General features: G+C 67.5%; 12 protein-coding genes. 9 read left to right on the forward strand and 3 right to left on the reverse strand.

Features of this window, described 5'->3' with window-relative positions:
- Positions 1-49 precede the first annotated feature (49 nt).
- Both DFR49_RS05930 and DFR49_RS05935 read left to right on the forward strand, forming a co-directional pair.
- Positions 50-766 carry a response regulator gene (locus tag DFR49_RS05930; RefSeq protein ID WP_119035292.1) on the forward strand — a complete coding sequence of 239 codons (717 nt, stop codon included), beginning with the start codon at positions 50-52 and terminating at the stop codon, positions 764-766.
- A gap of 38 nt (positions 767-804) precedes the next feature.
- Complete coding sequence (locus DFR49_RS05935) at positions 805-2,121, forward strand: sensor histidine kinase (protein ID WP_119034738.1); 1,317 nt, start codon at positions 805-807, stop codon at positions 2,119-2,121.
- A 437-nt stretch (positions 2,122-2,558) separates the two neighbouring features.
- On the opposite strand, the gene DFR49_RS05940 is transcribed toward DFR49_RS05935, so the two are convergent.
- Together DFR49_RS05940 and DFR49_RS05945 are read right to left on the reverse strand one after the other, a co-directional pair.
- Positions 2,559-4,154 carry a DUF4139 domain-containing protein gene (locus DFR49_RS05940; protein ID WP_119034739.1) on the reverse strand — a complete coding sequence of 532 codons (1,596 nt, stop codon included), beginning with the start codon at positions 4,152-4,154 and terminating at the stop codon, positions 2,559-2,561.
- A 6-nt stretch (positions 4,155-4,160) separates the two neighbouring features.
- Positions 4,161-5,537 (reverse strand): DUF4139 domain-containing protein, encoded by a 1,377-nt coding sequence (locus tag DFR49_RS05945; protein WP_170150932.1) that lies wholly within the window; start codon positions 5,535-5,537, stop codon positions 4,161-4,163.
- A 71-nt stretch (positions 5,538-5,608) separates the two neighbouring features.
- Here DFR49_RS05945 and dinB point away from each other — a divergent pair, with 71 nt between their 5' ends.
- Positions 5,609-6,694 carry a DNA polymerase IV gene (gene dinB, locus DFR49_RS05950; protein ID WP_119034740.1) on the forward strand — a complete coding sequence of 362 codons (1,086 nt, stop codon included), beginning with the start codon at positions 5,609-5,611 and terminating at the stop codon, positions 6,692-6,694.
- 6 nt (positions 6,695-6,700) lie between these two features.
- Here dinB and DFR49_RS05955 read toward each other — a convergent pair whose 3' ends face one another.
- On the reverse strand, positions 6,701-7,747 hold the full coding sequence (locus tag DFR49_RS05955) for a cupin-like domain-containing protein (RefSeq protein WP_170150933.1): 1,047 nt from the start codon (positions 7,745-7,747) through the stop codon (positions 6,701-6,703).
- A 138-nt stretch (positions 7,748-7,885) separates the two neighbouring features.
- Here DFR49_RS05955 and DFR49_RS05960 point away from each other — a divergent pair, with 138 nt between their 5' ends.
- The 6 genes from DFR49_RS05960 (at position 7,886) to DFR49_RS05985 (ending at position 14,006) form a co-directional block, all read left to right on the forward strand.
- Entirely contained in the window at positions 7,886-8,860 is a 975-nt protein-coding gene (locus DFR49_RS05960) for an alpha/beta hydrolase (protein ID WP_119034742.1), read from the forward strand.
- On the forward strand, positions 8,857-9,348 hold the full coding sequence (locus DFR49_RS05965; RefSeq protein WP_245968258.1) for an RNA pyrophosphohydrolase: 492 nt from the start codon (positions 8,857-8,859) through the stop codon (positions 9,346-9,348). Before DFR49_RS05960 ends, DFR49_RS05965 begins: the two co-directional genes overlap by 4 nt.
- Before the next feature lie 85 nt (positions 9,349-9,433).
- Complete coding sequence (locus tag DFR49_RS05970; RefSeq protein ID WP_245968259.1) at positions 9,434-10,432, forward strand: DUF481 domain-containing protein; 999 nt, start codon at positions 9,434-9,436, stop codon at positions 10,430-10,432.
- 99 nt (positions 10,433-10,531) lie between these two features.
- Positions 10,532-11,740: a hydrolase gene (locus tag DFR49_RS05975; RefSeq protein WP_119034744.1), complete on the forward strand. Its 1,209-nt coding sequence runs from the start codon at positions 10,532-10,534 to the stop codon at positions 11,738-11,740.
- On the forward strand, positions 11,737-12,753 hold the full coding sequence (locus tag DFR49_RS05980) for an arginine N-succinyltransferase (RefSeq protein WP_119034745.1): 1,017 nt from the start codon (positions 11,737-11,739) through the stop codon (positions 12,751-12,753). Before DFR49_RS05975 ends, DFR49_RS05980 begins: the two co-directional genes overlap by 4 nt.
- The gene (locus tag DFR49_RS05985) at positions 12,753-14,006 is read left to right on the forward strand and encodes an N-succinylarginine dihydrolase (RefSeq protein WP_119034746.1); all 1,254 of its coding nucleotides are present in this window, start codon (positions 12,753-12,755) and stop codon (positions 14,004-14,006) included. The genes DFR49_RS05980 and DFR49_RS05985 overlap by 1 nt, the downstream gene beginning before the upstream one ends.
- The last annotated feature ends 5 nt before the right edge of the window (positions 14,007-14,011 follow it).

The following is a 14,011-nucleotide window of genomic DNA, read 5'->3' on the forward strand; positions in this document are numbered from 1 at the left end:
CCGCCCGGCATCTTCCCTTCGAGGGCGCGCTATGCCAAGCGAAGCGATCATGGCCGAAACCCCGCACCTGCTGCTGGTCGACGACGAGCGCTCGATTCGCGAGCCGCTCGCGAAATTCCTTGAAAAGCAGGGTTTCCGCATCACGCAGGCGGGCGATGCGGAGGCCGCGCGCACGCGGCTCGCGGCCTATGCGATCGATCTCGTCATCCTCGACATCATGATGCCCGGCGAGGACGGGCTCAGCCTGACGCGCCATATCCGCGAAACCACCGACATCCCCGTCATCCTGCTCACCGCGCGCACCGAGGAGACCGACCGCATCGTCGGGCTCGAAATGGGCGCCGACGATTATGTCGTGAAGCCGTTTTCCCCACGCGAGCTGGCCGCGCGCGTCAAGGTGATCCTGCGCCGCGCCGCCACCGGCACCCGCCAGCACGCGCCCGACAGCGGCAGCTACGGCTTCGCGGGCTGGGTGCTCAAGACCGGCGAGCGCGTGCTGGTCGATTCGGACGGCGTATCGGTGCCGCTCTCCACCGGCGAATACAATCTGCTGCTCGCGCTGGCGCAGCGCCCGCGTCAGGTGCTGACGCGCGATCAATTGCTCGATCTGACGCAGGGCCGCGAGGCGGCGGCGTTCGATCGCGCGATCGACAATCAGGTCAGCCGCCTGCGCCGCAAGATCGAGGCCGATGCCAGGAACCCCGAAATCATCAAGACCGTCTGGGGCGGCGGCTACACGCTCGCCGCCGAAGTGACGCGGCTGTGAGGCGCATTGCGCTGTGGCCGCGCAGCCTGGCGGGGCAGATGGCATTGCTGGTTGCGATCGCCTTGTTCGTCGCGCAAGCGATCAATTTCGGGCTGCTGCTCCACGAGCGTCAGCGGTTTCGCTTCGAACAGGTCACCGCCCCCGCGATCACGCGCATGACCGATGCGATCGAACGCGCGCACACCCGCCCCGATCTGGCCTTCGATCGCGGCCGCGTGCGCTTCGAGCCGCACAATCCGATCACCCCGGCGATGCAGCGGCTGCCCGATGTCGAGCAGGCGATCCGCGACACGCTGACCGACGCCGGGCAGGCCGCGCCGCCCGTCCAGGCCGCGCTGCACATGATCGATGTCCACAAGACACGGATCGACCATATCCGGCCGCGCCACACCGCGCGCATCATCCGCCGGTTCGGCGCCGAACTGCTGATCGTCGCCGAGGTGCCGGGGCGCGGCTGGCTCGTCCAGCATGCGCCGTGGCCACGCGGCGGCGATTCGTCGATCATCTGGCGGCTGATCGGGCAGACGCTGATCCTCTATGTGATCATGCTCATCCCGGTGCTCTGGATCGGGCGGCGGATCTCGCGGCCGCTGCGTTCGCTGGCGGTGGCGGCGCGCGATTTCGCCCCCGGCGAGGGCGATACCCCGCTCGAGGAGCGCGGCCCCGGCGACGTGCGCGACGTCATCGCCGCGTTCAACGCGCTCCGGCTGCGCGTCAACGCGATGCTCGACGAAAAGGATCGGATGCTGGGCGCGATCGGGCACGATCTGCGCACGCCGCTCGCCGCACTGCGCGTCCGCATCGAATCGGTCGATGACGACAACGATCGCCAGCGCATGGCGGAGACGATCGCCGAGATGAACCGCACGCTCGACGATATCTTATCGCTGGCGCGCCTCGGCCGCCCGAGCGAGCCGCCCACCGACGTCGACCTCGCCGCGCTCGTCGACGCGGTGGTCGAGGATTTCCGCGATCTCGGCGACAATGTCGCGTTCCTCGAATCGGGCCGGCTGACGATGCGGCTGCGGCCCTCGCTGATGCGCCGCGCGGTGCGCAACTTGATCGAGAATGCGATCAAATACGGGGGCGGCGCCGAGGTGCGCATCGATCGTGACGATGCCGAGGTGCGGATCGTCGTCGCCGATCGCGGCCCCGGCATCCCCGAGGATCGCCTCGCCGATGTATTCGATCCCTTCACCCGGCTCGAAACCTCGCGCAACCGTGAGACGGGCGGCGCCGGGCTCGGCCTCGCGCTCGCCCGCGCGATCGTCCGCGACGCGGGCGGCGACATCCGCCTCGTCAACCGCGCGGGCAGAGGCCTCGACGCGGTGATCGCGCTGCCGATGCGCGGATAGAACGGCACACCGCCGGGGCCACAACCACCACTCGAAGAAGATTGATTCACGCGGAGGCCCGGAGACGCGGAGAGAGACCGCGTGCTTTGCCTCCGTCTCGCGTCAGCGAGACCGTGAAGTCCGAGGCTGCCGGAAAGTGATTGGCCGCTGACGCGGGCGACGACACCGCGAACGATACACCTCCGCGTCTCCGCGCCTCCGCGCGAACCAATTCTTCTTCCTCCTCACGCCTTCAGAATATTCCCTCTTTGTTCCTTTCGCTGTCCTACAACCCCGGAATCATGCCATGATCCCCACCGCTCTTTGAGTCGGTCGATCCCACCCGCGTCGGCGCGTTGTCGACCGACCCGCCATGCCCGGGGCGTACGACACGCAGGGGAAGGCAAAACAGCGGGAACATAGCCTAACTTTTGTAACCTTCCGCGGCATTTCGTCCGCTAGCGCGCCTGCGTCTGATAGCGGATCGTCGCGGTGCCGTTGGCGGGCAGCGTCACGCGGAACAACGGCCGCCCGTTCTTGCGCCCGACCGGATGGTCGGCGCGCACCACCTGTTGCGATGGATCGAGCGCCAGCCGCACCTCGACACTCGCGGGCGATGACCCCGCGTTGCCGAGGTCGATCCGCGCGACCCGGCTCACCGGCACCGACCGGGCGATCCTGACGCCCGGCACCAGTGCCAGCGTTTCGACTTCGTCCTGATCGACGGTCCGTTCCTCGATCGTCTGGCGCACCTGCACATCGGGCGCCGCGCCGAGCGCGATCTCGACCTCCTCGTCGATCGTGGTGTCGCCGATCCCCGCCTCGCCGACGAGCAGCGCGCGCGTGCCCGCCCGCTCGAACACCGCGACCTTGCCCGAGGGCAGCGCCAGTCCGAGGTGATGCGCGGCGTCGTTCGTCGTGCGCAGCACCACCCCGGCGGGCTGATAATCGCGGGTATCGTTCGCGCCGATATCGATCGTATAGACCCGCTCGACGGGAACGTCCGACTGATCGAGCAATCGCACCTGCTTGCTCTGCCGCGCGGCGACCGTCATCGGTTCGGGTACCCGATAGAGCTTGAGGTCGCCGAGTTGCTCCTGGCTGACCTTCATCGCGGTCACCATGATTTCCTGCGACGCCATCAGCATCGGCGCGGGCGGCGCCGGGGGTGGCGGCGGCGGTGGCGCGCCGGTACGATAAGCGATCAGCATCCCCGACGACACATTGCTCGTCGTGCCGCGCGGCCAGCATCGCGCAAGGATCGGGTGCCCGATATCGATCGGCTCGACCGCCCCCGATTGCTTGTTGAGCCGCCCCGCGACGACATTGGTCTGCGCGTGCGGAAAGGCCGTCCCGTTGCCGTTGGCAAGCGTCACCCACGCGCCGAGATCGAGCGTCTTGCCGTCCGCCCCCAGCGTCGCGACATAATCGGCCGACCAGTCGAACCCCCGCGCGAGGTATGACAGCGTCACCGTCGCATCGACGGCGCGGTCGCTGCGCGTCGTTACCGACAAGGTCGGGCGCGCCGACAGACCCGGCGTGGCGAGCGCGAAATCGACCGTCTCGGACAGCCCGGAGCAGCGCAGCGCCTCGACCCCCTCGACGGTTTCGAACACCACCCCGCCGCCGGCATCCGAGCGGATCGTGCCTGGCACGCTGTCGCGCACCCCGGTCGCCGGGTTGGTCCGCACCAGCGCCACCGATCGCCCGAGCGAGGCGTCGAGCAGCGCCGACGGGCTGAGCAATGCCGCATCGCGGTTCTTCTCGATCACCGCGCCCGGCAGCCCGGTGAGAATCGCGGTCGCGGCATCGATCCCGTCGGCGACGCCCTCGAACCGCAACCGGTTGACGCCTGCGGGCACGCGGATCGTCCGCGTCTCGGAGATCAGCGCGAACCCGCCGAGATCGTCGAGATCGATGCTCCCCGCGTCGCGGTTAGGCGCGCGATAGACCGTCACCGACAGCGCACTCGGCGCCGAGGCGACCACGTCCTCGGCCGCGGCGGGCATCGCCGCCGCCAGCGCGACGAGCGGCAGGATCAGACGCCGCGGCACCGGCGATCAGTAACGCGAATCGAACACGGCGCGCACCTCGGCGCTGCCGTTCGCGGGCACGCTGACGCGCCATTTGGCGACATCGGCGCTCTGCCGCTCGCTCTTGGCGCTTTCGGAGACGATCCGCGTATCGCCCCACAGCCCGTCCTGGAGCAGATCGACGGTCACGCCGCGCGGCAGCGCGTTGGTGAGCGTGTAGTGCATCGTCGTGCGCCAGCGGAACAGGCCGAGCCGCTCGCGCTTCTCGACCACCGGCTTGACCTTGACGTCGAACGCGTCGCCTGTCGCCAGCGACAGGTCCGATCCCATCGGCGTATGCGAAATCGCGCTTTCGCCGATGAACTGCGGGTCGCCGCGCTTGTCGCGCAGATAGAAGCGCAGCGTGCCGGCGGGAAGCTGGTCGCCCAGCCCTTCCTGCCCGCTGGTCGAGAAACGGTAAATCGTCTGCGCGCTCTCGGGTTCGTCGGCGGTGCCCAGCCAGGCGTTGCGATATTCATAGCCATGCGTCGCGGGCACGCCGTGGACGTCGAGGAAGCTGACCTGCTTGGTCTGCATGTTGGCGATCGTGGTGCGTTCGGCGAGCGGATAGAGATAGTAATCGCCGAGCCGTTCGCGCGTCCCGCTTTCAGTGCCCGCGCGCACGATCGTCCCGCGCGGCGGCTGCGGACGGCGAATCCGCGCGCTTGAGCCGCCGCTCCCGCTGGGCGAGCCCGCGACGAGCAGCGTGTTCGCCTGCGTAAAGGTGGTGCCGGTCGAATTGGTCAGCGTCACCCAGCCCTGCACGTCGATCTTACCCGCGGCCTCATCATAGAGCGCGACATAATCGGCGTTCCAGCCAAGCCCCGGCGTCAGATAGCGCAGGCTCGCCGGCCGCGTTCCGGCGCGCGCCGAATCGACCGTGACCGACAGCGTCGGCCGCGCCCGCAGATTGTCCGGCACGCGATCGAAGATCACGCGGGCGGGCAAACCGTCATCACGCAGCACCTCGATATGGTCGCCGACCTGGAGCACGACGCCGCCGTTGGTCGCAAGCACCTTCGCCTGCTGACGCGTCTCGGCGCCGGTCGCGGGGTTGGTGCGGACGATCGTGACGGTGTCGCCCACCGCCTTTTCCATCAGCTTGCCCGGCGTCAGCAGGTCGAAATCGAAATTCTGCTCGACGATGCCGGTATCGGCGGCGGTGAGTTGCACCGTCTCGGGCCTGATCTGCGCCGAAACGTCGGGAAATTCGAGTTTCTGGCGCCCCTGCCCGATCGCCATCGATCGCGTATCCTGCACCAGCGCGAGGTCACCCGAATAGATCGTCACCGAAAGATCGCGATCCTGCGCAAACGCCGCGCTGGCCGTCAGCATCAAGACGGTCGTCGTTGCAAAACGCATCATTTCCGTTCCTCCCGGCTTTGGGGTCGTATAGGCTGGCATCCCATTGTTACAAAACTGTTCCGCAGCACCGCATGGCCGACGCGCCCCTTCGCAAGATCATCCATGTCGACATGGACGCCTTCTACGCGTCGGTGGAACAGCGCGACGACCCTGCCCTGCGCGGTCTGCCGGTGGCAGTCGGCGGCAAGAGCGGGCGCGGCGTGGTGGCGGCGGCCAGCTACGAAGCGCGCGTGTTCGGCGTGCGCTCGGCGATGCCCTCGGTCACCGCGCTCCGGCGTTGCCCCGATCTCGTATTCGTCAAGCCGCGCTTCGAGGTCTATCGCGCGGTCTCGCAGCAGATCCGCGCGATCTTCGCCGATTACACGCCGCTGATCGAACCGCTGTCGCTCGACGAGGCGTATCTCGACGTCACCGAGGATATTCGCGGGCTCGGCTCAGCCCGCGCGATCGCCGAGGAAATCCGCGCGCGCATCAAGGCGGAGACGCGGCTCACTGCCTCTGCGGGGGTATCGTACAACAAGTTCATCGCCAAGCTGGCATCGGACCAGAACAAACCCGATGGGCTGTGCGTCATCCCGCCCGCCAAAGGCGCCGCGTTCGTCGCCAGCCTGCCGGTACGCCGTTTCCACGGCGTCGGCCCCGTCACCGCGCGCAAGATGGAGGCTCTCGGCATCCGCACCGGCGCCGATCTGTGCGCGCAGCCCCGCGCCTTTCTCGACGCCCATTTCGGCAGCTTCGCTGCCTATCTCTACGGCGCCGCGCGGGGCGAGGATCACCGCCCCGTGCGCGTCGATCGCCCTTCCAAATCGATCGGCGCCGAACGCACCTTCTTCGACGATCTCAGCGATCGCGACGCGCTCCACGCGGCGCTCGAAAACGTCGCCGACGCCGCCTGGGCGCGTGTCGATCGTTACGGGGCGCTCGGCCGAACGGTGACGCTCAAGCTGCGCTATGCCGATTTCCGCACGATCACCCGCGCGCGATCGAGCCACATCCCGATCGCCGACCGCGCGCTGTTTCTCGCTACCGGCCTCGCGATGCTCGACGCATTGCTGCCCACTCCGCTCGGCATCCGCCTGCTCGGGCTGACGCTGTCGAACATCACCGGCGAGCAAGGCCGCCCCGATCCGCAGCCGTCGTTGCCGTTGCTGGAATGATCCCGCCTACAACGAATCGTTGCTGCGATAGGCGCTGTAGAAATCGTTGTTCCAGGCGAAGGCGGTGAACGACATGCCAATCGTCTGATCGAGCCCTTCGACATGGTGCCACCAGCCAACCGGCAGGAACAAGGCGTCGCCCGGCCCGATCGTGCATTCGAGCACCGTCGGCTTATCGCCCACCGCCGGCCCCGGCAGCAGATCGTCGGTGCCCCACAGGCTGTAGCAATGGCGATGATTGCGCATCAGCGGCGTATCGTGGCTCGCGACCAGCCGCACGCGCTTGCGGCCGACGAACTGCACCAGCAAATTGTTGGTGAGATCGTGATGCCACGGCGTGATCGTGCCGCGCGGCCCGATCCAGATGAAGCCCTCGCGGGCGCCGCCGCGTTTCAGGATGCCGGGAATCTCCCCGACATCGCCGAACAGCGGCGCGAACACATCGCGATTCTCGTCGCGGTTGTTCGCGGTGACGTAGAAATCGTTGCTCGGCTCGTGCGACCGCAGCCGCGCGGCGATCTCCGAAAAGGGTTTCTTGACCCGGTGCCGGTTTGAATTCGATTCGTAGGCAGGATCGCGGCTGCGATCCCATTGAAGCTGGACGGGCTGGTCCCCCAGCGTCTCCGCAACGGCATCGAGCGACCATTTTTCGCGCGCCGGCCAGTGATCGACGAGCCCGCGGACCACCGCCGGGCGATGGCCGATGTAGAGGTCGCTGTAGAAGCGCGCCGGTGCGATCCCGTTGACCACGGGCACGGTGAGGGCATTCGACGCGCTCGCGTAGAGCCGCGCGCGGTTCTGCAATACCCACGACCATTTCTGGAGTCGGCGCTGCAATCGCTGCGCCCCCGCAAGATACGGGCTCTTGCGCGCGATCGCGATCTCGCCGGCAAGCACATCGGCGGGAATCGAGGCCGCATCCGAAAGCACGCGCGCAATGTCACCGTCCGCCGCGCCGTCGAGAATCAATTCGGCGATCACCCGACGCAGGCTGTCGTCGACTTCGGGAATCGGGATCGCCGCCTGCTGTTCATCCGCCACGATCGCCGTCATTGCTCCCCCACTCCGAACCGCCGCTGATTCTGCATTATAGCCGCTTCGGCCGGCGGGGAAACCGCATCGAAAGCGTGGACGCGCCCGCGTCGACTTCCTAGGAAACGAAGACAGCCACCGGCGATGGGAGACATGCGCATGACCGGACCGTTCGTTCGCCCCGATGTTCGCGGGTTTCTGGATTACCTCGAAAGCGTGCCCGGGCCGAAGACGCATGAGCTGACGCCGCCCGAGGCCCGCCAGCTCTATTTGGCGATGAAGGATGTCGCCGATCCGCCCGTCGGCGAGCTGGCGTGCATCACCGACCTCCAGATGGACGGCCCCGCCGGCCCGATCGCGCTGCGGCTTTTTGACGCACGCGAAACGCGTGAGCCCGGCCCGGCGATGGTATTCTTCCACGGCGGCGGATTCGTGTTCGGCGATCTCGATACCCACGCCTCGCTGTGCGCCGAGATGGCGCGGGTGCTCGATCTGCCGGTGGTCTCGGTTCATTACCGGCTCGCGCCCGAGAGCCGCTGGCCCGCCGCGCCCGATGATTGCGAGGCCGCGGCGCGCTGGGTGGCCGCCAATGGCGCCGCGCTCGGTCGGCCGATCACCAGCCTCGTGCTCGCGGGCGACAGCGCGGGCGGCACGCTGACGATCGTCACCGCGATGGCGCTGCGCGACCGCCCAGCGGCGGCGCCCGTCATCGCGCATTTCCCGATCTATCCCGCCGCCGACATGAGCAAAATCTATCCCTCGTACGAGGAATTCGCCGAGGGCTATCTGCTGACCCGAGATACGATGGCATGGTTCGCAGATGCCTATGCGGCGGATCTCACGCATATGCGCGGATCGCCGATGCAGGGCGACCTCGCCGGATTGCCGCCTGCGGTGGTCGTCACCGCCAGCCTCGATCCGCTGCGCGACCAGGGCCGTGCTTATGCCGGCGCATTGGTCGATGCCGGGGTCGCAGTCGTGTTCCGCGAGGCGCGCGGCAACATCCACGGCTTCGCCAACCTGCGTCGAGCGATCCCCTCGAGCCAGGGCGATATCGCGGGCGCGCTCGCCGCGCTCAAGGCGGTGATCGTCGAAGCCGAGGCCGGCCGCGTGATGGCGCAGGCGGCACGATGACGATGGCCGCGACCGATTTTACCGCTTTGCCCTATCGTCCGTGTGCGGGCGTCATGCTGCTCAACCGCGAGGGCAAGGTCTTTGTCGGCCAGCGCCTCGATTCGACCACCGAGGCGTGGCAGATGCCGCAGGGCGGGATCGAGCCGGGCGAGGACGCGGAGACCGCGGCCTTGCGCGAACTGGGCGAGGAGACGGGAATCGCGTCCGACAAGGTGACACTGGTCGCGGCCGCGCCCGACGAGCTTCGCTACGACCTTCCCGACGAGTTGATCGGCAAATTGTGGGGGGGCCGTTGGCGCGGGCAACGGCAACGCTGGTTTCTCTATCGCTTCACCGGCGACGACACCGATATCGACATCCGCACCGCTCATCAGGAATTTCGGGCGTGGCGCTGGGTGGCGCCCACCGATCTGCCGGCGATGATCGTCCCGTTCAAGAAAGCCCTCTACGAGCAGGTGCTGGCGGCGTTCGCAAATCGCCTCGGCTGAGTTGATTCGATGACGCAATGCGGCAAAAGGGTCTGACTGAGGCCTTTTCTCCGCCTTTTTGTCTGACTAGGGAACGCCGCAGATCATGGCCATGCTGCTCGCCCCCCTTGTGCTCGCCGCCGCGACACCTCAATTGACCGAAACGGTCGTGCTGCCGGAGCCCTTCCAGGGTTTCGACTTCTACGTGCCCGACATCGCCTATGCGCGGCCGATCGATCCTACCCAGATCGAGCTGGTCGAGGTGCCGCCCGCCGTCCCGCCCGAATTCAGCGCGATGCTCGATTCCGCGATCGCCGGCGGCAATGACGGCGAGATCGACACGGTCGTCAAATATGCCGGCCGGCGCGCGCCGTGGGCGCAGGATGCGATGAAGAAGCGCGTCAATGCCTGGCGCACCGATCGCCGCTTGCGGCACGAGGCGATGGTCGAAGCCGCCGGCGTCTTCGAGTTGTGGAAAGGCAAGGCAACGGTCGGCGGCTGGCTGACCACGGGCAACACCGACAATATCGGGCTGAGCGCGGTCGTCGATGTCACGCGCGAAGGGCTGCAATGGCGCCACAAGGTGCGGTTGCAGGCGGATTTCCAACGCAGCAACGACATCACCACGCGCGAACATTATCTCGCGTCGTACGAGCCCAACTACAAAATCGACGACCGTTCCTATGTCTACGGCGCGCTTCAATACGAGGGCGACCACTTCCTGGGCTATGACAACCGCTATTCGGCGTCGGTAGGTGCAGGCTACAGCGTGCTAACCGGCCCCGTAACCAAGCTCAGCCTCGAACTCGGCCCGGCCTATCGCGCCACCGAATTCACCGACGGCACCAACGAGCGCAGCCTCGCCGGCCGCGGATCGCTCGATTTTGCGTGGCAGTTCACCCACGCCATCTCGCTGACGCAGAACGCGTCGATCTACTGGCAGAGCTACAACAGCACGGTGAGCGGCACGACCGCGCTCAACGCCAAGCTATTCGGCCCGCTTTCGGCGCAGCTTTCGTACAATGTCCAATATGAAAGCGAGCCGCCGACGGGCAACGTCACCACCGACACCACCAGCCGCGCGTCGATCATCTACGCGTTCTAGATTCGTTGCATGAGGCCGGCACCGGCCCGCTCTCAAACCACCATCAAAAAAACCGTGACGGTTTCATTCGCAACCGATTTGGCGCTACACGCTCGGCGGATGGAGAGGCTCTCGACAATCGAACGCGATGCGATCGCGCGCACCGCCGCCGCGCCGATGCTCGAGCGCGTGCAAGCCTGGGCCGCGATCAACAGCGGCACCGCCAATCTCGACGGGCTGGCGCGGATCGCCGCGACGCTCGCCGACGCCTTCTCGGTGCTGCCGGGAACACTCCGGCTGGTCGACCCCGAACCGGTCGAGGCGGTATCGGCCGCAGGCGCCGTCAGCGCGCAGCCGCACGGCCACCATCTGCACCTCGCGGTACGCCCCGACGCCCCGGTGCAGATGCTCTTCACCGGCCATATGGATACCGTCTATCCGGCCGATCATCCGTTCCAGGATCAGCGCTTTCTCGATGCGAACACGCTCAACGGCCCGGGCGTCGCCGATATGAAGGGCGGGCTCGCGCTGTTGCTCGCCGCGCTGGAGGCGGTTGAGACGACACCGCTTGCCGAACGCATCGGCTATGAGGTCGTGATCAACTCGGACGAGGAAACGGGCTCTTTCTCCTCCGCCGCGCTGCTCGCGCAGGCCGCGCGCGGCAAGGTGGCGGCGCTGACGTACGAACCCGCATTGCCCGACGGCACGCTTGCCGGCGCGCGGGGCGGCACGGGCAATTTCTCGATCGTCATCCACGGCAGAAGCGCCCATGCCGGGCGCAATCCCGATGACGGGCGCAACGCAATCGTCGCCGCGGCCGAGATCGCGGTGCGGCTCGCGGCGGAACGACGCCCGACGCTCGCGGTCAACCCCGCGCGAATCGAGGGCGGCGGCCCCAACAATGTCGTGCCCGATCTCGCCGTGCTGCGCGTCAACTTCCGCCCCAAGGCCGCCGACGAGATTGCGCGCGCGCGCACCGCGATCGACGCGGCGGTCGCCGATGTGGCGGCGAAACACGACGTGCGCATTGATGTGCACGGCAGCTTCAATCGTCCGCCCAAGCCGATCGATGCCGGCGCCGCGCGCCTGTTCGATCTCGTGAAGCGCAGCGGCACCGACCTTGGCCTCGACATCGGCTGGCGCGATACCGGCGGGGTGTGTGACGGCAACAACATCGCCGCCGCCGGCGTACCGGTGGTCGATACGATGGGCGCACGCGGCGGCGCGATCCATTCACCGGACGAATTCTTGCTGGTCGACAGCCTCGCCGAGCGCGCGGCGCTGTCGGCAGTCACGATCCTCAGGATCGCAGCAAAGGGGGTTCAATGAGCTTTCGTATCCGCGCGGCGCGCGACGAGGATCTGCAACCGCTTTACGAAATGGCGAAGCTGACCGGGGGCGGCTTCACCAACCTGCCCCCCGACAAGCACGCGCTGGAGGCGAAACTCGATCGCAGCCGGGCGAGCTTTGCGCGTGAAGAAGACACGCTGGGCGACGACCTGTTCGTGCTCATCCTCGAAAACGTCGCGACCGGCGAAGTGCGCGGCACCTGCCAGATGTTCACCCGCGTTGGGCAGACCTGGCCGTTCTATTCGTATCGCATCGGCACGCTGACCCAGCATTCGGCCGAACTCGACCGCACGTTCCGCGCCGACATGCTGTCGCTGTCGACCGATCTGGAAGGGTCGAGCGAGGTCGGCGGGCTGTTCCTCCATCCCGGCGAGCGCGCCGGCGGGCTCGGGATGCTGCTCGCGCGCAGCCGCTATCTGTTCATCGCGATGCACCGCGCGCGCTTCGCCGACCATATCCTCGCCGAATTGCGCGGGATCATCGACGAGGCCGGCGGATCGCCGTTCTGGGACGGGCTGGCGGGCCGGTTCTTCGGGATGAATTTCCAGGATGCCGATCAGTTCAACGCCATCCACGGCAACCAGTTCATCGCCGATCTGATGCCCAAGCACCCGATCTATATCGCGATGCTCACCGATACCGCGCGCGCGGCGATCGGGCTACCGCACCCGTCGGGCCGCGCGGCGATGCGGATGCTCGAGAACGAAGGCTTCGGTTTCGACAATTATATCGACATTTTCGACGGCGGCCCGACGATGACGGCGCGCACCGATCGGGTGAAAGCGGTTCGCGAGGCGCGCACCGCCGCCGTGCTCACCTGCGACAAGGATGGCGGCAATCAGGCGCTGGTGGCGACCGGGCGGCTTGCCGATTTCCGCTGCGCCTATGGCGTCGTGCGCGAGCAGGAGCGCGATCATGTGGTGCTCGATCCCGGTTGCGCGCAGGCGCTTGGCGTGCGCGAGGACGATCAAGTCTGTTACGCGGGGCGCTGATGCTCACCGAGATCAACTTCGACGGCATCATCGGTCCGAGCCACAATTACGCCGGGTTGAGCCCGGGCAATCTCGCCGCGACGAACAATGCCGGCAAGGTTTCGCATCCGCGCGCGGCGGCGTTGCAAGGGATCGCCAAGATGCGCGCCAATCTCGCGCTCGGGCTGCGACAGGCGGCGTTCTTGCCGCTCCCCCGTCCGAACCGTCGCTGGCTCGATGCCCTCGCGACCGATTATGCGCGCGCCGCGCCGCATCTGCGCGCGCAGGCGCTGTCGGCCTCGGCGATGTGGGCCGCCAATGCCGCCACCGTCTCGCCCGCGCCCGACACCGCCGACGGCCGCTGCCACCTGACCGTCGCCAATCTGGTGACGATGCCGCACCGCAGCCACGAATGGCCGGACACGCTGGCGCAACTCCGCCTCGCCTTTGCCGATCCGGCATTCGTGGTCCACGGCCCCGTGTCGCCTCCGTTCGGCGACGAAGGGGCTGCCAACCACATGCGGCTCGCGCCGCGCCACGATGCGCCGGGGGTGGAGGTGTTCGTCTACGGCGTTTCGGGCGGCGCCTTCCCTGCCCGCCAGCACCGCGAGGCGAGCGAGGCGATCGCGCGCCGCCACGGCACCGATCCCGCGCGGACGCTGTTCGCGCAGCAATCGGCGGAAGCGATCGCGGCGGGCGCGTTCCACAACGATGTCGTCGCGGTCGCCAACGAACGCGTGCTGTTCGCGCACGAACAGGCTTTCGCGGACAAGGAGCGGCTCTACGATGAGCTGCGCGCGGCGATACCCGAGATCGAGATCGTCGAGGTGCCGACCGCGCGTGTCAGCCTTGCCGATGCCGTCTCCTCGTATCTTTTCAACGCGCAACTCGTCACCCTGCCCGCCGGCGAGCAGGCGCTGGTGCTGCCCGAAGAAGCGCACGCCAACACCGCGGTCTGGCGTTGGCTGGAGGATCATGTCGCGGGTAACGGCCCGATCCGGCGGCTGGAGGTCGTCGACGTGCGCGAATCGATGGCGAACGGCGGCGGCCCCGCCTGCCTGCGGCTGCGCGTGGTCGCCGATCCCGCGACGATCGATCCGCGCTTCCTGATGACCCCCGCGATGCTCGACGAAATCGCGGGCGTGGTCGACGCCGAATGGCCCGAGACGATCGATCCGCGCGAGATCGGCGATCCGGGGTTGATCAGGCGTATCGAGCACGCCCGCCGATCGCTTGCCGAAGCGCTCGATATCGTCGGGTTACTTGACAGTTAACCACG

The organism is Hephaestia caeni (assembly GCF_003550065.1).
Taxonomy (GTDB): Bacteria; Pseudomonadota; Alphaproteobacteria; order Sphingomonadales; family Sphingomonadaceae; genus Sphingomonas; species Sphingomonas caeni_A.

What these genes read in the sequence shown, in the direction of transcription:
- DFR49_RS05960 (WP_119034742.1), top strand. Translation starts at nt 7,886, where the DNA reads ATGACCGGACCGTTCGTTCGCCCCGATGTTCGCGGGTTTCTGGATTAC.
- DFR49_RS05985 (WP_119034746.1), top strand. Translation starts at nt 12,753, where the DNA reads ATGCTCACCGAGATCAACTTCGACGGCATCATCGGTCCGAGCCACAAT.
- DFR49_RS05955 (WP_170150933.1), bottom strand. Translation starts at nt 7,747, where the DNA reads ATGACGGCGATCGTGGCGGATGAACAGCAGGCGGCGATCCCGATTCCC.
- DFR49_RS05965 (WP_245968258.1), top strand. Translation starts at nt 8,857, where the DNA reads ATGACGATGGCCGCGACCGATTTTACCGCTTTGCCCTATCGTCCGTGT.
- DFR49_RS05935 (WP_119034738.1), top strand. Translation starts at nt 805, where the DNA reads ATGGCATTGCTGGTTGCGATCGCCTTGTTCGTCGCGCAAGCGATCAAT.
- DFR49_RS05945 (WP_170150932.1), bottom strand. Translation starts at nt 5,537, where the DNA reads ATGATGCGTTTTGCAACGACGACCGTCTTGATGCTGACGGCCAGCGCG.
- DFR49_RS05970 (WP_245968259.1), top strand. Translation starts at nt 9,434, where the DNA reads ATGGCCATGCTGCTCGCCCCCCTTGTGCTCGCCGCCGCGACACCTCAA.
- DFR49_RS05930 (WP_119035292.1), top strand. Translation starts at nt 50, where the DNA reads ATGGCCGAAACCCCGCACCTGCTGCTGGTCGACGACGAGCGCTCGATT.
- DFR49_RS05975 (WP_119034744.1), top strand. Translation starts at nt 10,532, where the DNA reads ATGGAGAGGCTCTCGACAATCGAACGCGATGCGATCGCGCGCACCGCC.
- dinB (WP_119034740.1), top strand. Translation starts at nt 5,609, where the DNA reads ATGGCCGACGCGCCCCTTCGCAAGATCATCCATGTCGACATGGACGCC.
- DFR49_RS05980 (WP_119034745.1), top strand. Translation starts at nt 11,737, where the DNA reads ATGAGCTTTCGTATCCGCGCGGCGCGCGACGAGGATCTGCAACCGCTT.